Origin of the sequence: Pseudoalteromonas sp. Ps84H-4, assembly GCF_024124645.1 — a bacterium.
GTDB lineage: Bacteria > Pseudomonadota > Gammaproteobacteria > Enterobacterales > Alteromonadaceae > Pseudoalteromonas > Pseudoalteromonas lipolytica_C.
The window spans coordinates 40,833-59,181 of record NZ_JAMXSK010000008.1 but is presented as its reverse complement, the minus strand read 5'-3'; the positions used below and the strand labels follow the sequence as shown (position 1 = coordinate 59,181).

The following is an 18,349-nucleotide window of genomic DNA, read 5'->3' as shown; positions in this document are numbered from 1 at the left end:
GCAATGCGACCCTTTTTATAACCTGCTTAACAAGTTATCTGCTGCATCCTCAATTAAATCGAGTACCTTTTCGAAACCTTGATCGCCACCATAATAGGGATCAGGGATCTCGCTCTGCCCTGCATCACCATGACTTAAAAACAGCGACAACTTACATTGTAAGTGCTCTGGACACTGGGCTTGTAAATCAGCAAGATTTTGCTTGTCGGCCGCAAGGATTAAATCAAACTCATAAAAATCAGCTTGAGTCACAGGCCGTGAATAAATCCCTTTAAAGCTATAACCGCGCTTTTCGGCTGCTGCTTTTGAACGTGAATCAGGTGGATTGCCTTGGTGATAGCCAATGGTGCCAGCAGAATCAACTTTAACATTGACACCCAATGCCTTGGCACGGCTACGAAGTACCGCCTCAGCTGTGGGTGAGCGACAAATATTGCCCAAGCAAACAATCAAAACCTTTTTCATTATTCGTCCTTAAAATTGCTTTAAGATTGACTCATCATAACGTTCTGCATCAAGTGACAGATTGTATTTTTCTGCCACACTATCAAGCTCTGCCTGCTTAATTGCCAACTCATCCATGGTAATGGTGTTGTCATCAAGCTGCCATAACAAACGCGAACCGGCATAGCTGTAATGAATTGCTAATAAAGCATCTGCATTGCCCTCGCGCCCTGCAGCTTTTAACTTTGGCATTTTTCGAGTAATTTTATTTAGCGCTTTTTTTAGCTCCCACACATAGACAATTTCAGTCATGTAATCATGATTGCGGTATTTATTAAGCACAAAACCCACCAGCAAACTACACACAACAACACCTAATAGGTTCCAATGAAAATGGCTACCGCTTGGGTCAGGGAATAACGCTATTAACGTTTGTGAAATGGCTAAACTGCCAACGGCTAAAGCAATTACACAAGCAATAATTACTTGGTTTAAATGTTTACGGTAACGGGCTTTATCTATTTGAATAAGTTTCATAACAACCTAAAAAGTCACACTAAAATTAGTGAAAAATAAAAAGTGAAAAAAATTTCACCCCATTTTTATTTGCCAGCCGTTTTAGCTATGAAAGCAATTATCCAAAGAGGAACGGCTATGCATACTTTACCACTAAACTCAGCAAGCTTGAATAACAGCAATACAGCTTTAAAGACAACCGCAGCAATTATTGGTGGCGGTGTAATGACCTTTGCAGCATTTGCATTTATGCAGTACTTAATTTCTGCTGAGCAAAGAGCCGATGTAAAAACAGGCCCAGATATTACGGTTGAAATTTATGAAGTACCAGAAGATTCAAAAGTGCAAGTAAAGCAAACACTGCCGCCACCACCAGTTGCTAAAATGCCACCAAAAACGCCGCCACGCCCAACGAGTGATAATCCAGATACGGTTGTGGTAGCAGATTTAACACCAACGATGACATTCGATAACATTGGCGACACGCTTAGCAAAAGCATTAACCAACCAACGGGAGATGCAACGCCAATTGTACGCATAAATCCTAAATACCCACCGGTTGCAGCCCGTGAGGGGATTGAAGGCTGGGTGCAAATTAGCTTTAGCATTTCACCGACTGGCGAAGTTATCGACCCAGTTATTATTGATGCCGAACCTAAACGGGTATTTGACCGCGAAGCAATTCGCGCTATTAAACGTTGGAAATATCGCCCTAAAGTTGTTGAAGGTGTGGCACAATTACAAACAAACCAAAGCGTTCAACTTGATTTTAAAATAGATGGATAACGGCCTATGCTAATGAGCATCAAGACATGGTTATTTGACAAGCCAAACACTGATTGTTTGGCGCAGTATGCCAAAACAGGCGACAACCGTTATCTTAACCAACTCGTTGCTCAGTACGGGAACGATCTTTATCACTACCTAGTCACCCAAAGTGATAGAGATCTTGCTCTCGATATATGCCAGCAAACTTGGTTAAAAGTTATTGATAAACGCGACTTTTACAATGAACAGAACAATCCAAAAGCATGGCTATTTCGTTTAGCACGTAATTTGTTGATTGATGAGTTTCGTAAGCAGCAAAAGTTCATTGAATTAGAAGACAGCCAAGTTTTTTCTGAACCAAAAGGTGCAGAATATCACTACGACTATGAAGCCTTTGATAAAGCACTCATGGCGCTTAGCTTTGTACAGCGAGAAGCACTGACCCTACAGCAAGAAGGCTTTAGTCTCGAAGATATTGTTGCTATTACACAAAGTAACCCAGAGACCATTAAAACTCGGCTGCGATATGCCCGTCAAAACCTGAAACAACAACTAGGAGGCCATCATGAAGCGTAACGACGAGCAACTCGATGCTGATTTAAAAGCACATTTTCAAAAGCGTAAAACACAGCATAACTTAAGCACCGAACAACTTGCACAAATGCAAACGCCACAAGTAACACGGCCTAAAAAACAACGTTTTTTGAAAATACAAATGGCCAGTTTATTTGTTGCCCTAGCGTTATTTGGCTTTGTTATGCTTGAATATAATTATCGAGAACTAACAAACATTTATGCTGTTGATCTTTCTGATTATCAGTGGGTAGAAGTTCACGAGCTCGACTCTAAAGGCAGTTATATAAGCAATCTAAAGCAGCAAAAGCAAACGCTAGATACTAACTACCAACAAGCATTAGCCAATCACCAAGCCCGCACCAACTTCACCGGCCGTCTAGTCAGTGTTGATAACGACTGGTATATCGCCGACTGCGAGCAAAATGTACTCGTACAAATTAAACAATCGCTACTTGAAGAATTACAAAAGCACGGCACCCTAGATACCCATATTCACCAAGGTGACCTACTGGCACTTGACCAAAACAAGCAAGGCCAAATCATCGCACTCAAACAGCTAACCCACGAAACGAAAAAGTGTGCATCTTAATAAAACGAGTTCGCCAGTTAGCAAGGGGAAAGAGTAAAGGAGTACGTAGGCGTGAAATTTATTTCGCGCGATGGCCTCAATCCATACTCTTGTAGGTCGGGCTTTAGCCCGTTAATGAAAAGATAATTTGTCGCCATAAATGACGACCTACGTGACGTTCGGTAGAACGGAGTGAAAACAAACAAGTTAATTAAACCCCGAGTTTACTTTATCGGGGTCAAATCAGACGGCTGACGACTTCCCCGCTCCTTACCCCGATTTTCCTACCAATAATCGCACATTACTCTAATGTTAATAACAATTTAATGCTGAACCAGCTAGGCTAGTAACATCGTGTTTAAATATTATGGAGTTACCATGAAAAGGTCTTTGTTTAACAATTTAATCATTGCCTCAATTAGCTTATGTAGCTTGCAAGCTTGTGCTCAGCCAGAGCAAAAAATTCCACTGGATGCCAGTGCGAATAACTACAAACTAGAATTAGTAAGCGAAGGAATTCAAATTCCTTGGGGTATGGCTTGGCTTAACGAGCGAGATTTACTCGTTACCGACAGACGTGGCGAGCTGAGGTTAATTCGTGATGGTAAACTCGTTGAGCAAGCAGTTAAAGGCACACCTAAAGTACATGATGAAGGTCAAGGGGGCTTATTAGATATAGAGCTTGATCCGAACTTTGCCGACAATGGCTGGATTTACTTTTCGTACTCGGGCTATGAAGGTGATGGTGAGGGTTACAATACCTCAATTATGCGCGCTCGCTTTAAAGATATGACTCTTGTCGATCAGCAATTATTGTTTGATGGCGAGCCAAATATTAAAACAACGAAACACTATGGTTCGCGTATTGAGTTCGACAAAGAAGGTTACTTGTATTTCTCTATTGGCGACCGTGGCAAAAGAGACGTTCACCCACAAAGTCTAGACTATGATGCGGGCAAAATTCACCGTATCAATAGCGATGGTTCTATCCCTAAATCAAACCCGTTTTATAACCATAAAACAACTCACAAAAGCATCTATTCGTATGGACACCGTAACCCACAAGGTATGGCGATGCATCCTGAAACGGGAGTTATATGGAGCCATGAACACGGCCCTCGTGGCGGTGATGAAATCAACATAGTTAAAGCAGGCGCGAATTATGGTTGGCCTGAGATCACCTATGGGATCAACTATATTGGTACAAAAATTACCGACGAAACCAGCCGCGAAGGAATGGAACAACCTGATTGGTATTGGGTGCCATCAATCGCCCCTTCTGGGATGGAGTTTATCACCAGCGATAAATACCCACAGTGGCAAGGTCAAATTGCCGTAGGTTCGATGAAGTTTGGCCACCTTGTGTTAGTGAAACTTGATGGTGACAAAGTAACAGGCCACAGCAAAGTATTTGAAGGTGTAGGTCGTGTACGTAGCCTCGCCACCCACCCTAATGGTGATCTATACCTTGGTGTTGATGGTGTCGGTGTTTATAAAGTTGTACCTAAATCGTAGGTTGGGTAGAGCGAAGCGAAACCCAACAAGTTAGCGAGTTACAAGGAGAAAGAGTAAAGGAGTACCGTAGGCGTGAAATTTATTTCGCGCGATGGTTTCTGTCCACACTCTTGTAGGTCGGACTTTGGTCCGTCACTGTTTAAGAATTAAATGTGTCGCCATAAATAACGACCTATGTTTCAAGCAATAAAAAACCACAGACTTCTCTGTGGTTTTTTGCATATAACTTAAAGCTTACAGCTATTACTTATAAAACAATAATACTCGTCACTAGGTAAGCGATGAAGGTTAACGCGCCGCCAAATAAGGCGTATGGCATTTGGGTTTTTACGTGAGTTAATAGATCACACCCTGATGCAATAGCCGATACCGCACTGGTATCTGAGATTGGCGAGCAGTGATCGCCAAACACGCCACCGCCTAAAATAGCAGCAATTACTAATGAAGGTGGTAAACCTAAAGCTTGAATGAGCGGTACACCAATTGGAATAAGAATCGCGAAAGTGCCCCATGAGGTACCTGTGGTAAATGAAATTACCGCACCGGTTAAGAATAGCACTGGCACAACCAAGTAAATAGGTAAGAAATCACCCACAAGACCAGCTACAAACACACCCGTACCTAGGTCTTTTAAGCTTGCCCCTAAGGTAAGTGACAGCAATACAATTGCTACCAGTGGTAGCAACTCACCCATACCTTTAAAGCCAATATCAACAAGCTTATGATGGGTAAAGTCACGAGAGCTAATCATTAAAAAGTAAGCCACAACACAGGCTAAAATAGTTGCATACAGCACTGATTTAGAACCACTGCCACTGGCAATATCGCCATCGCCAGTCCAGAACATAAAGCCAACCATACTAGCTATTAAGGTAATAAGTGGCACAAGCATATAACGCGCTTTAGAGCCCTTTACTTCTTCAGCCAGCTCGGTTTCTTGTTGTTCAAAATTATCTTCTGCTTGCTTTAATGGCCCATGTACCTTATCAAAAGTAATGGTATAGAACACGATAAGTAAAGTGATAATGGCGTAAAAGTTATAACCTATACTGCCCCAAAGTACTGATACCGCAGACTCTTCCATTTCGTAGTTGCCAAGTAGACCAAGCACGTATGCGCCCCAACCATTTAACAAGATTAAGATACACACAGGTGCGCTGGTACTATCGATAATGTAAGCAAGGCGTGCTCGGCTCATTTTAAATTTATCGAATAAACCACGCGATAAAATACCCGAGGTTAATACACTTAAGTTAGATTCAATAAATACTGCAATACCTGAGAACATGGTTAAATAACCAACTTGACGCTTACTTTTAGCAACCCCTTTGTTCATTAGTAAATTAACGGTAGCAGCGACACCGCCAGATTCACGAATGTAGGCAAGTAATGCACCTATTAAGATACTAAAAATAAGGATACGGCTATTACCAGGGGAACTGGCGACTTCAACAACACGCTCAATGGTATTAATGAAGGTGTAAAATAAGCTATTACCTTCACCATTGATAGCAAGTAAAAACTCAGACGACGCAACCGCGACCAATAACGCCATGATCACTTCTTTGCGCCAAAACACAATTAAGATAGCAATCAAGGGTGGTAAAATTGAATACCAAGACATAAAAACCCTTTTAAATTAAGAACAGCATTTTATTTTTATTATACGAAAACTCGCTAAGCTTAATGGCTTTACCATTAAACTCAACTTAATTCGACTAGTGATTTAATATACTCTCATAAATCAGTGAGATAATAGAGCCATACTTACCCGTTTCGAAACGTTTACCGACAAACTCGTAATTTTCTTGCGAACCTTCAATAGGTGTATGACGCGCATTAGTTAATAGCACAATAGCAAGGTCGTACTCGGGGTCAATGACGGTCACAGTTCCAGTCCAACCAGTATGACCAAAAGCTCGCGGGCTGGCGTAAGGACCAAAATGCCAAGTTCGCGCTTGATGCCCCGCCCGTCGCCACCCTAACCCATAGGTTTCATCACTTGCTTGAGAGTTTGTGAATTGCTCAAGTACTTGTGGCGTAAAAATTTGCTTATTGTCATAACCACCGCCATTGAGTAATACCTGCATAAGCACTGATAAATCACCTGCAGTACTAAAAAGCCCTGCATGCCCCGCTACGCCACCTAAGGCATAAAAGGCTTTTTCATCATGTACTTCACCTTGCAGAACATCGGTTCGAACATTTTCAAATTCAATGCGTCCACCTCGGGTATTGCCATTAATCTCTGTGGCCGCAATTTGTGAGGTTAAAAAGCCTTTTTGCAATGGATTATAAACCGTATGTGTTAAACCAAGCGGTTGATAAATTTGGCTCTCAACATAAGTATCAAGCGCCATACCACTGATGCGTTCAACCAGTACACCTAACAACATATAATCGATATCAGAATATAAGTGTTTTACGTTGCGCCCAGCCACGAAGGGAACGCCAGTTAATAACAGGTTTTTAGTACGCAGACTGTTTTGTGAAAAAAAGCGCTCACCAAATTTATTGTCTTTACGATGAAAATCAACAACGGCAGGGTAACCAGCACTATGGGTAAGTAAGTCTTTTACTAAACGCTGCTCACGGCCGCTGCCCCTAAATTCTGGTAGGTAATAAAACAGCGGTTTTTCTACGTCGAGCTTTCCTTCGCTGGCAAGCTTCATCAGCGCAAAGTTAGTGGCAAACATTTTTGAGTTTGAGGCTATATCAAACAAGGTATCGTTTTGCATAGCTTGTGGGCTTTTGAGCTCACTGCCATCAGCGTGGTACTTTTTAGCTGCGCCATAATGGCTTAATTTAATCAGTTTGCCATCTTTAACAACGGCAAGTACCGCGCCCGGAAAGCCCTCTTTAATTTCTTGATTAATTAATTCATCAACGGCACTAAAGCGCTTTTGACTGCTGTTTTTATCAAGCGTTGGATAAGGAAAGCGTAGGGTTAAGCTTGCCCCTTCAGGCAATACATTCCCAACTTTATAGGTGTTGATGCCATTGTGAGTACGTTTAGCCAAACTGTATTGATATATTTTTTCGGCAGTTAAAGGCGAAGCTATATTGATTTTTTCACCATTAATATAAATGTCGGCGCTGGTTGCGTCTTGGTTTTCAATGATGATCTCACCGCGACCTTTATAGGCGACAAAGGTGCCTCTGTCATTAACAAGCGCGCGACTACTCGGCTCAAGAGCAGGAATACGCGCTATCACTTGTGCATTAGCCAGTGTTTTTGGCTCTGGCTCAACCGCTTGCTGTTGCTGCTGATATTCTTTAAATAACAGCTCAAGCTTTTTAGGGAAGTATTTATCTAATAAAGCAAACAACACAGCGGCACTTCTGGCATCACTATTCCCACTTACATGCCAAGGCAAAAAGTGCATTTGAAAAGCACTTAAGGCATCTAAAGTTTGCGAATCAAGCTGTCCCGTAGCAATCACCTCATAGCCGTAGCTACGCAGTGCTTTTTGCATTAACTCAACAGAGGGTTTTGATGCACTAAATAATTGCCAATATTTATCAACAGTCTCGCTGTCGTACCACGCACCGATACCCGCTTTATAAAGTTGGTACCAAGGAAAACGCGGGCCTGGGTCGTTCTTACGGCTTGGCGCAATATCTGAATGGCCGATAACTTGAGTTGGGCCAATATCTGGGTTTCGCGCCAAGATATCTTTGCTAAGCTCAATCAACAACTCAATTTGTTTGGCATCATAGTCTGGAAAAATACACAATTTGCTGGCATTGTTTTCCATTGCTGGCTGACTTTGCTCAGGTATATGACAGGTTGGTACATTCACGATTTCAATGCCAATTGAATGATCATTTAAATCTTCTCGGCCTTGCCAAAAGCTGCGGCCGGCGTGCCATGCTCTGTCTTTTTCATCAACCAGCTGAATAATTTCTAAATCGTCTTTTGGATAACTTGGATCGCCTGATTCTGGTAATAAATAATGTGAACTTAAGCCCCCTTCATCCACTAACGCACGCATCGACTTTTCGTAATCAATGGCGGTGTAATGCATTACTAAAAACTTTACACGGTGACTGTAATTAGCTGATTGTGTGAAGGTATATTGATGACTGGCACAGCTTACTAAAAAAGCAGCACTACTGAGATAACACAGCTGTTTAAGAAATTTTTTTAAAGGGGTAAAACTCATAACAGATTCATACCTGATGATTTAAGCGTTGACGATTCTCAGCAATACAGTAGCAACACCCACTTAACATGTAAAATATTTTATTTACTAAATAAAGAATAAACAGCATACATTATCGCTAAGTCTCTAAAAATGCAGCTATCTCAACAAATAATCTTGTATCTATTATGGAATAAAACTATATTATTCCATCTAATTAAAGAAAAATATTCCAAACTTAGGTCAAGTAAAACAAAAAATAAGTCGTGGTATCAAAGCAATTACGTATCGCAACTTAAGGTGTGTAGTACATTACTATGCAATGTGACTTAAGTTAATTAAACAAAGTGAGCCCTATGTCTACTTTTGTAAAAATTAAAGCTTTACGCCAGTCTTTATCGAGCAGCGAAGCAAAGCTTGCTGATTTCACACTAAATTCGGCGAATGCTATTCGTAACTTATCATCCGTTGAGCTTGCGAAAGTGGTTGGAGTGAGCCAGTCAAGTGTGGTGAAGTTTTCACAAAAATTAGGTTACAAAGGCTTTCCTGCTTTTAAACTTGCGGTGATTGATGCGCTCAATGACGAAACAAGTGAACCAAAACTACATGGTAAAATCACCCTTAATGACTCACTTGAACAAATCGCAGAAAAATTATTAAGTAGTAAACTGGCTGTACTCACTGAAACAAAGAATCTCAACGAGGCCGTGGCAGTCGAAAAAGCAGTAGAGCTTTTAAAGTCAGCAAAGCGCATACTGATCTGTGGTTTAGGTGGCTCAGCATTAGTTGCAAAAGACTTCTCTTATAAATTACAAAAACTCGGCATGCCTGCAATAGCCGAGCCAGATGGCCACGCGCAGCTTGCATACGTTGCTACCTTTTCAAAAGGTGACTTGGTGATTGCGATAAGTGAGTCAGGTATGACCCGCGAAATTGCTGAAGTAGTTAAACAAGCGAAAAAGAATGACAGCTCAGTGATCTCAGTCACAAAGTTTGGCAGTAGCCCTGTTGCTGACTCTGCCGATGTAAAACTTTACTCAGTGGCTGAAGGTGAGTCTGTGCGTTTATCGTCAATTCTTGCGCGAACAGCACAAGACTTTGTTATTGATATTCTGTTTATCGCTCTCACCCAGTCAAGTCGCCAAGGCCGTAAACTACTGGAACATTCTAATGAAGTTGTCGGTGAATTTAAGAATAACTAATTTCTTAATAAATAACATTTAAGAACAAAAAAGCAGCCTAGGCTGCTTTTTTTATGATTGAAGCAGACTTTTTCCTCTTACCATAAATCACATCTTTTACTCTTTATCTTTGGGATTAACCCACTGAGTATACAGTCATAATTTCTTACAAAAATAACTTTCTGATAATTGAGCCACCGCTAAAGCGAGCGATTGCTGAACTTTACCTAAAACAGGTTATATATTTTATTCCTAAAAAAAGGTACGTTAATAAAAAAATATTCTTGACCATAGTAAATAACACCTGTTTAATATGTGGGCAACATAATATTAAAGTTCATAAGTCTCAACTGGGTAAGCAGTCCAACAAAGCATATAAATATAAGGACGGGAAACAATGAAACAACATGCATCCACACTCGCAATTAGCTATATAGCCAAAGCGACAAGCAATGCACTTCGTGCAAAGAAAACAGCCTTTACCGGCGTTGTTATGGCCGCGGCTCTAGCCAGCGCACCAGCCTTTGCAAATCTAACCGGTGGTATTAAAGGTAAAGTATCATCACCAGCGACACAGCAGTCACTGGCTGGGATCACAGTAACTGCAAAGAGTAACGTGATGCCAAAACCTCGTACCGTTGTTACGCGTGAAGATGGTAGTTATGACTTACCGCAGTTAAAGCCCGGTACTTATGAACTGACTTTCACCGATAAAAACGGTGTAACGCAAACCATGACTGTCGACGTTTTACTTGAGCAAACATCAAGCTTAAACGTCACTATGGGTGGTGCTAACGAAAACGTTGAGGTTATCACGGTTACCGGCAGTAAGTTATTCCGCGAAGGTAAATCTGCACTCACTAACTCATTAGGTGAAGAAGCAATCAATAGCGTGCCAGTTGGTCAAGATTACCGTGACCTATTAAAACTTGTTCCGGGTGTTGAGCTATCTGAAAACGCAACCCTTGGTCCATCAGCAGGTGGTTCGGGTGTTGATAACTCGTACGGCTTTGACGGTGTTGATGTTTCACTCCCTATGTTTGGTAACTTAGCATCAGAGCCATCAACCCATGACGTTGCCTACGTTACTATGGATCGCGGTGGTGCAAAAGCCGTTGGCTTTAACCGTTCAGGTGGCTTCTCAATCAATACCGTATCAAAATCAGGTACTGACGAATTCCACGGTAATGTTGAATACAAAGTTCAACCTAAGAGCTTAGTGGCGACTCCAACAGGTCAAGAAAGCTATGAGCTTGATAAAAGCTGGCTTACAGCGAGTTTAGGCGGCCCGCTTATTGAAGACACTTTATACTTCTACACTTCTTATTATCGCCCTGAAGAAACACGTACTAATAAAGATACAGCCTATGGTGAAGTAAAAGACTATAAAAATGTCCGAGATGAATACTTTGGTAAGTTAACTTGGGCACCAACAGACGATATTTTAATTAATATTTCACAGCGTACCTCAGAAAAAACCATCGAAGGTCGCTCTGTTGGCGCTTACGAAACTGACAGTGTTTCTGCAGGTGATAAAGCCGATCAAGATATCTTTACCTTAGATGGTTCGTGGCTTTTAGGTGATGCAACAACTCTTTCATTCCAGTACAGTAAATTTGAACTTGAGTCTGGTACCACACCTGATACAGAGCTATCTGTAGTGCCATCGTTAACGGGTCAACTAGACATCAGCAATCTCGCTGAAATGGGTTACTTCAGTGTACCAAGCTTATTAGATGCTGATGATAACTACACAGCAGAGCAAATTGCTGCATATAATGCAGGCGCTGCACCACTCATTGCGCAATATGGTTACACCGAAGATGGACAAATGCGAGGTGGCGGCGGTGTTGGTGCGTATTACCAATACGATAATATCGACTTCTACCGTGATAGCTTTGAGTTAAACCTAGAGCATGAATTTAGCTGGGGCGATAGTTACCACACGTTACATGTAGGTGGCGAATGGAAAGAAGGTAAAGAAGTACTGTCTCGTCTTTCAAATGGTTGGGGTAGCATCTCTTATGTTGGCGGCCTCGACGAGAGCTTAGAAGAAGGCAGCTCAGCACCGGTTATTTACCGTGCTCGCGTGCAACAAATGAGCTTAGTAGCAGGTGGAGATGCGGTTTCTGCTATTAACTCAGAAATGGAAACGCTGAACTTCGAAATCAACGACACCATTGAAGTAGGTGATTGGACTTACAATGTGGGTGTGCTTGTGAGCCGCGATACTTGGTATGGTCAAGGTCTTAAATCAGCATCTGGTACCCTCTCTGGTTATGAATTAGCACCTGGCGAAAAGTACAAAATGTACCAAACAGATTGGTCAGACATGATCCAGCCTCGTTTAGGTGTGAATTGGAATTATGCAGATCAAGACTCTGTATTTGCTAACTTCTCAATGTATAACCCTGAAGCAAGCTCATTAGCGCGTGCAGCCTCTTGGGACCGTAATACCCGTGCCGAAATCGAAGTTGAATTTGATGAAGCGGGTAACGTAATTTACGCAGAGCCGCGTCAAGGTTCATCTGGTAAAGTATTTGCTGATGATTTAACGCCTCGTCAAATCAAAGAGTTTACTCTTGGTACCACTAAATATGTGGGTTCTGATTTAGTATTACGTGCTCATGTTCGTCACCGTAAGGCATCGCATTTCTGGGAAGATATGCCAAATAACGCGCGCTTAACTGACTACTCTGGCGTTGATGCTGAAGGTGTGCCACAACATATCGCTGATAAAGGCTTATACGTAGATAACCTTGACGCGATCCGTGATGAGATCGGCGGTTCATCATATGTTATTGCCGAAGTAGATGGTGGCGAAACGAAATATTGGGAAGCGAGCATCGAAGCTGAATACTTAGGTGAAAACAGCTATATCAATGCTTCTTATGTTTGGAGTCATTACTACGGTAACTTCGACCAAGATAACACTACCGCAACAACAGATGCTAATACCTTCATTGGTTCTTCGAACTATGGTGATGGCCGTGGCCGCTACCCTTGGGATTACAAATACGGCACACTATCAGGTGATAAACCGCATAAAGTAAAAGTGTATGGTTACTATACTGTGCCATGGCAAGCAAACATCGGTGCATACTTTGTATTCCAGTCGGGTAAACCTTGGGAAGCATGGGATGGTTCAATCTATGGCTACTCAAGTGGTACAGCACGTTATGGAGAACCTGCAGGTAGCCGTCGTAGCCCTAGCCATTGGCAGCTTGATTTAAACTACACCCAAGACTTTAAGTTCTCAGGTGACATGGAACTACAATTCCGTGCTGATATCTTCAACGTATTTGACCGTCAAACAGGTTATAACAATAACCCATATGTATCGTCAGAAACCTTTGGTGAGTATCGTAATTACTACAGCCCACGTCGTGTGCAGCTGTCGTTTAACTTCAAGTTCTAAGTTAATCAATCCTGTTGGGGGCCGCTATTGCGGCCCTTTTTTATGCCTCAAGAACAGACTTAAATTGTACAAAATGCTTTTGCTGCATCTATATTAACCGCTTCTTTCATAAAGTAGTCTAGCTGCACAGTGCGAATAATCGCTTGCGACTCGCTGTTACTTGTACTTGCCTGCCACTGCCAACTTTTAAGCGACTCTCGCGATACATCGACAAACAGCCCTTCAGGGAAGCTCTCGACAAAACGGATATCAATCGTATTGCCCTGATTATCAATAGTTATAACAAAGCGCGCACAGCCCGTCTGTTTGGCAATTAAAGCAGCTTTGGGATAGATAGGCTTTGTTGCATGTTTTAGTGTCCACAGCTGCTCTGCTGCGTTTTTATTATCACGTAGATCAAGCGCATCGGTTGAGTTACTTGTTGAGGTGTTGGGGAGTTGTGAGCAGCCAGCTAGTAAAGCGAAAGCAGCAATGCTTAAACTGAAATAAGTCTTCATGGTATATCCTTATAAATCAAGCCCCTGAATATAACACAGCTTTTTATGGATATAAAAAAACGAGGCAAGCGCCTCGTTCTTATTTTCTAGTTACCTAGCTATTATTGATAAAGCAAATACGGGGCTCGCTTTCGTTTAAAAGTACTTAAGTCAGCTTGCCAGCTTTGCTTAATTTGCTGCTCAGTTTGACCTGCTTCAATGGCTAAACGCAATTTATCAGTACCCGCAAGTTTATCCATGAAGCCAGCGCGTTCAAAAAATTCTTGATTATTCGCAGTTAGCTTTTGATATGCTGAAATAAATAAACTTAAATCTAGACCATGAATATCAGCATCTCGTAAATCTTGACCAAAAACTTCAATCTCTTTGAATTTAGGGTTCATTGATGCGCCTTCAATTGCACGAGGGGTAAAACTAAACTCCCCTAGTTTTATTGGCGAATAGCCCACAACTTGAAACGGAAAATCCGTACCACGGCCAATGGTAATAGGCGTTGCCTCAAAGAAACAAAGTGATGGGTACAACTGAATCGATTGAGCATTAGGTAAGTTAGGGCTTGGTTTTACCGGTAACTCATAGCTCATTGTGCGCTCATAATTAGCAACGGGAACCACTGTTAAATTAAGTTTATCTGCATTGTTTATCCATCCCTCACCTTTAATCATTTGAGCCAGTTCAGCCACTGTCATACCATGTAAAACAGGAATTTCATGCATACCAACAAACGAACGAAATTGTGGATCAAGGATAGGCCCATCAACATAAGCAATATTCGGGTTAGGTCTGTCTAATACGATAAATGACTTATCATTCTCAGCTGCCGCTTCCATCATGTAGTGCATTGAGCTGATGTACGTGTAAAAGCGCACACCAACATCTTGAATATCAAATATAATGACATCGAGATCAGCAAGTACTTCAGGAGTTGGCTTTTTATTGCTGCCATAAATAGAAACAACATCAATGCCTGTTTTTGCATCAACAGTACTTTTTACATGTGCGCCTGCATCATGATCGCCGCGAAAGCCATGCTCAGGTGCAAATATTTTACTTACCTTAACTCCTCTATCGAGCAATAAATCAACTAAATGCTGACCATTAATCTCTGAGGTTTGATTAACCACTAAACCAACGCGTTTACCTTTAAGGGCTGGTATATAAGCGTCGTAATTTGCAGCACCAACTTGCAATGGCAAGGTGTTTTCAGAGACTTGTTGTGGAGTCTCTTTACAGCCTAAAAGTGATAAACAACTGATAATCATAACAACTAAAAAGCGCATTATTCCTCCACCGCTTTACGTAAAAAACCATCAGCTTTCGATAGAAGCTCTTTAGCATCAACTGCCGATTTTCCTGTTAGTACAATTAAAATAGCTAGTTTGGCACTTTGCTCTGCTTGCTTTAACGCATCAACTGCTTGCTGCTGCGTACAATCAGTCGCTTGCATCACGATACGTATAGCGCGGGCATGCAACTTTTCATTGCTGGCATTCACATCGACCATTAAATTTTTATACACTTTGCCTGTACGTATCATGCTGGCGGTACTTAACATGTTTAATACAAGCTTTTGTGCTGTGCCCGATTTCATTCGGGTTGAGCCTGTTACAGCTTCAGCTCCGACCACCGGACAAATGCCAATTTGTGGTAAACACATGACCGCTGAATTAGGATTACAAGTCACACCTACAGTTACACAACCTATTGATTTTGCATATTCAATTGCAGAGCACACATAAGGTGTGCGCCCACTGGCAGCTATGCCGACAACAACGTCGCGGCTCGTTAAGTTGGCACTTTTTAAATCTTCAATAGCTAAGGTCGTGCTATCTTCAGCGCCTTCAACAGCCTTTTTAAAGGCCGTATCACCTCCTGCGATAATTCCTTGCACTTGCTGATCATTCACACTGTAAGTAGGAGCACATTCAACCGCATCCAAAATACCTAAGCGACCGCTGGTGCCAGCACCAATGTAAATCAACCTACCGCCTTGCTGAAACGCTTCTACAATGTGATCTACCGCAGCACTTATTTGCGGAATAACAAGTTTTACTGCCGCAGCCACTTTATGATCTTCATTATTGATTTTAGTGAGGATCTCAGTAGTGCTGAGCAAGTCAATATCCAAAGTGTCAGGGTTTTGTCCTTCTGAGACAATGCCATTTAACTCTTCGAGTAATTCACGTTGTTGCTTAAATACGTGCTCAGGGCTCATTGGGTTGTCCTTCTTCAATAATGTCATAATAATGCTTTGCCGCTAAAATTGAGGCGCCAGTTAAAGAATCTCCCTTACAAGGAGATAGTTCATTTTGTAAGGCCTGTGGTAATAATGGTTGGCTCACCTTCGCAAGACCACCTATTAAAATTACCGGTAAAGGTGAGTTGCCTCTGCTTTTGCTAATTAACTCAACCACTGACTGTGTGTGTTCTGCCAAAACACTTTTTGCCACCTTACATTCATCTTGTAAGCTAAACACCAACGGACTAAATGCTGCGTAATCTGCGGGTTTAGCAAGTTTAAGCCAATCACTAATTGCTTGACGAGTACATCCTAGCTGCTCACTCAAGCGAATCGTTAAAGGGCTTTTTGGTAAATCAAAACTATCTATATCGTTTAATAAATGCTGTACAGCCATAAGGCCAATGCGGGCACCACCACCAAAGTCATCAACAGTGAACCCCCAACCCCCAACCAATTTAATTTGATTTTGAGCCGTTAATCGTGCCCCGACAGCTCCCGTGCCAAGAGCTACGACAACGCAAGGAGCACCTAAATTTGCCCCATACAGTGAAGTAGTCGCATCACTTGTAATCTCTAAGTAAGCAAATTCGATTTCATAAATAAGCTTGAGCATTACTTTAACTTGCTCAGCAAGGCTTACTGACGAACCACCAGCAAGCCCCATAACGGTAACCATATCGCTAGGCTTAGCATTGCTTTGTTCGCACACCTCGCGCGTCACTTTAACAATGTTTTCAACTGCTAAATCAAGATCATTCGACAGTGATGCAGAGCCAGCCTGAGCACGAAATTGCTTACCCGTTGCCAGCTCTTTAAGCTCAGCTACCACCTTAGTGCCACCGCCATCGATGGCTAAAATATATGTTGGCGCCATTTATGCCGTTGCCTCATTGCTTGCTTTTCCTATACAGCACACTAATGTGGCAAGCAAGGTGCCAATACATAATTGCCACGTAAACCCTAAGTAAAAGCGCATAGATTCAGGCAGTAACCAATCAATCATGTAAGGTTGCATGAATAGGGTCACCATAAATCCTGTAATTAAGGCAGCTAATACTGACCCTTCACTGCCACGCTTGGTAAATAAAGTTGTAAAGTACACCCCTAATAAACCACTGTAGGAAAAGACCATTACGCTTAGAGCAAATTTTAATAATGGCATATCGCTATACTGCTGCCAGAAATAACAAAGGATAGCCATTAGCGCTAAAGCAAGACTTACCAGCGCCATACCCACACGACCTGCTTTAACAAAGTGCTGATCGCTCACTTGCTTATTGGCTTTCTCTAAATATGGGCGATATAAATCTTGCACGATGACTGAAGACATCGAACTAAGCCCAGAGTTCAAAGTAGAAATAGCGGCTGCAATAATACCGACACTCACTAAGCCTTTCACTCCGGCTGGTACTTCGTTTAATACGTAGTACATAAAGATAGTGATTTTTTCACCGTTAAACTCTTGAACAACCGTTTGCCCAGCTTCGCTATTCATTAATGCTGGTTGCTGATAAACGATGTAAAGCAGTAAACCAATAAAGATAAAAATAGCCATAACCGGGATCACCATGACCACTGAAAGTAGTAAAGCTTTACTGCCCTCTTTAGGGCTTTTACAGGTTAACAAACGTTGTGTCATATCTTGGTCAAGACCAAACGCGGCAATATTTAATAACACAAAACCAGTTAGAACAGAGGCCATGTTGAACACCCCTGACGGGCCAAAGTCTAAATCAAACTTAAACAATGCCAGCTTTGAGTCTGCCCCTGGGCTTGGTTCATTTAAGGTTGCAATAATGGTTGAAAAATCGGCTGGAATAACGCTCAGCAAGCTCCAAATAACCGCAATAGCCGCACTCACATAGACAATGCTTTGCAATACATCAGAATAAATAACACTGCGGATCCCGCCCAAAAAGGTATACAACAAACCTGCTAGTGCCAGCACTAGAGTGGCTACAACCACACTGTCTGCATCGATATTTCCGTATAAAATCATCGCAACAGCAATCGCTGCCATATATAAACGAGCACCACTTGCAAACACTCGGCCAAATAAGTACATCAAGCCGCTGCGTCGCTTTGCTTTAGGACCAATGCGTTTTTCTAATAACTCATAGACCGTATAAACTTTTTGCTGATAAAACTTTGGAATTAAGAATGCAGAAACAATAAACGCCGCAATAAAGGCACCAATATTGGTAGCAATATAAGAAAAGTCTCCTTGATAGCCTTGATCTGGCCCACCAATAAAAGTGGCAGCTGACTGCGAAGTAGCCAGAACAGATATCGCAACCATCCACGTTGGCATGCTATTTCCGCCTAGAAAAAAATCTTGGCTTGAGTTAGCACGTTTGCGATTAAACCACCAACCACTTAACAACAAAATTGCCGCGTAGCCTGCGAATACTAGCCAATCGAGTAAAGCGTAATTTGCACTCATTTATTATCCTAACCCAAACCTTAATGGAATATATTA

15 protein-coding genes are annotated in these 18,349 nt (G+C 41.9%); 6 read left to right on the top strand and 9 right to left on the bottom strand.

From position 1 onward, the window contains the following. Nucleotides 1–15 precede the first annotated feature (15 nt). Both NH454_RS09255 and NH454_RS09250 read right to left on the bottom strand, forming a co-directional pair. Nucleotides 16–465, bottom strand: a complete 450-nt coding sequence (locus NH454_RS09255) for a low molecular weight protein-tyrosine-phosphatase (RefSeq protein ID WP_253038834.1) — start codon at nt 463–465, stop codon at nt 16–18. 9 nt (nt 466–474) lie between these two features. Then, nucleotides 475–981 carry a DUF3087 domain-containing protein gene (locus NH454_RS09250; RefSeq protein WP_135925851.1) on the bottom strand — a complete coding sequence of 169 codons (507 nt, stop codon included), beginning with the start codon at nt 979–981 and terminating at the stop codon, nt 475–477. Nucleotides 982–1,098: 117 nt separating this feature from the next. Between NH454_RS09250 and NH454_RS09245 the strand changes: the two genes are divergently transcribed. From NH454_RS09245 to NH454_RS09230, 4 genes are all read left to right on the top strand, one after another. Continuing rightward, nucleotides 1,099–1,746, top strand: a complete 648-nt coding sequence (locus NH454_RS09245; protein ID WP_138558656.1) for an energy transducer TonB — start codon at nt 1,099–1,101, stop codon at nt 1,744–1,746. 6 nt (nt 1,747–1,752) lie between these two features. After that, nucleotides 1,753–2,304, top strand: coding sequence for a sigma-70 family RNA polymerase sigma factor (locus NH454_RS09240; RefSeq protein WP_199526251.1), 552 nt, complete (start codon nt 1,753–1,755; stop codon nt 2,302–2,304). Next, a complete protein-coding gene (locus NH454_RS09235; protein WP_253038833.1) occupies nt 2,294–2,893 on the top strand; it encodes a hypothetical protein in 600 nt (199 codons plus the stop codon). The genes NH454_RS09240 and NH454_RS09235 overlap by 11 nt, the downstream gene beginning before the upstream one ends. Before the next feature lie 357 nt (nt 2,894–3,250). Then, nucleotides 3,251–4,387 carry a PQQ-dependent sugar dehydrogenase gene (locus NH454_RS09230; RefSeq protein ID WP_253038832.1) on the top strand — a complete coding sequence of 379 codons (1,137 nt, stop codon included), beginning with the start codon at nt 3,251–3,253 and terminating at the stop codon, nt 4,385–4,387. Nucleotides 4,388–4,634: 247 nt separating this feature from the next. Here the strand turns inward: NH454_RS09230 and NH454_RS09225 are convergent, their stop codons facing one another. Together NH454_RS09225 and pbp4b are read right to left on the bottom strand one after the other, a co-directional pair. Further along, nucleotides 4,635–6,011, bottom strand: coding sequence for a Na+/H+ antiporter NhaC family protein (locus tag NH454_RS09225; RefSeq protein WP_235382769.1), 1,377 nt, complete (start codon nt 6,009–6,011; stop codon nt 4,635–4,637). A 94-nt stretch (nt 6,012–6,105) separates the two neighbouring features. Beyond that, nucleotides 6,106–8,553 (bottom strand): penicillin binding protein PBP4B, encoded by a 2,448-nt coding sequence (gene pbp4b / locus NH454_RS09220; RefSeq protein ID WP_253038831.1) that lies wholly within the window; start codon nt 8,551–8,553, stop codon nt 6,106–6,108. 335 nt (nt 8,554–8,888) lie between these two features. On the opposite strand from pbp4b, the gene NH454_RS09215 reads away from it, so the two are divergent. Further along, nucleotides 8,889–9,734 carry a MurR/RpiR family transcriptional regulator gene (locus tag NH454_RS09215; RefSeq protein WP_135925859.1) on the top strand — a complete coding sequence of 282 codons (846 nt, stop codon included), beginning with the start codon at nt 8,889–8,891 and terminating at the stop codon, nt 9,732–9,734. Between the two features lie 376 nt (nt 9,735–10,110). Then, a complete protein-coding gene (locus tag NH454_RS09210) occupies nt 10,111–13,131 on the top strand; it encodes a carboxypeptidase regulatory-like domain-containing protein (protein ID WP_253038830.1) in 3,021 nt (1,006 codons plus the stop codon). Between the two features lie 59 nt (nt 13,132–13,190). Here the strand turns inward: NH454_RS09210 and NH454_RS09205 are convergent, their stop codons facing one another. The 5 genes from NH454_RS09205 to NH454_RS09185 all read right to left on the bottom strand — a co-directional run bounded on the left by NH454_RS09205 (nt 13,191) and on the right by NH454_RS09185 (nt 18,313). Further along, the gene (locus NH454_RS09205; RefSeq protein ID WP_135925861.1) at nt 13,191–13,628 is read right to left on the bottom strand and encodes an energy transducer TonB; all 438 of its coding nucleotides are present in this window, start codon (nt 13,626–13,628) and stop codon (nt 13,191–13,193) included. 101 nt (nt 13,629–13,729) lie between these two features. Next, nucleotides 13,730–14,908 (bottom strand): DUF1343 domain-containing protein, encoded by a 1,179-nt coding sequence (locus NH454_RS09200; protein WP_249930256.1) that lies wholly within the window; start codon nt 14,906–14,908, stop codon nt 13,730–13,732. Next, entirely contained in the window at nt 14,908–15,843 is a 936-nt protein-coding gene (gene murQ / locus NH454_RS09195; protein ID WP_253038829.1) for an N-acetylmuramic acid 6-phosphate etherase, read from the bottom strand. Before murQ ends, NH454_RS09200 begins: the two co-directional genes overlap by 1 nt. Continuing rightward, complete coding sequence (locus tag NH454_RS09190; protein WP_253038828.1) at nt 15,833–16,744, bottom strand: BadF/BadG/BcrA/BcrD ATPase family protein; 912 nt, start codon at nt 16,742–16,744, stop codon at nt 15,833–15,835. Before NH454_RS09190 ends, murQ begins: the two co-directional genes overlap by 11 nt. Further along, entirely contained in the window at nt 16,745–18,313 is a 1,569-nt protein-coding gene (locus tag NH454_RS09185; protein ID WP_138558664.1) for a sodium:solute symporter, read from the bottom strand. Nucleotides 18,314–18,349: the final 36 nt, after the last annotated feature.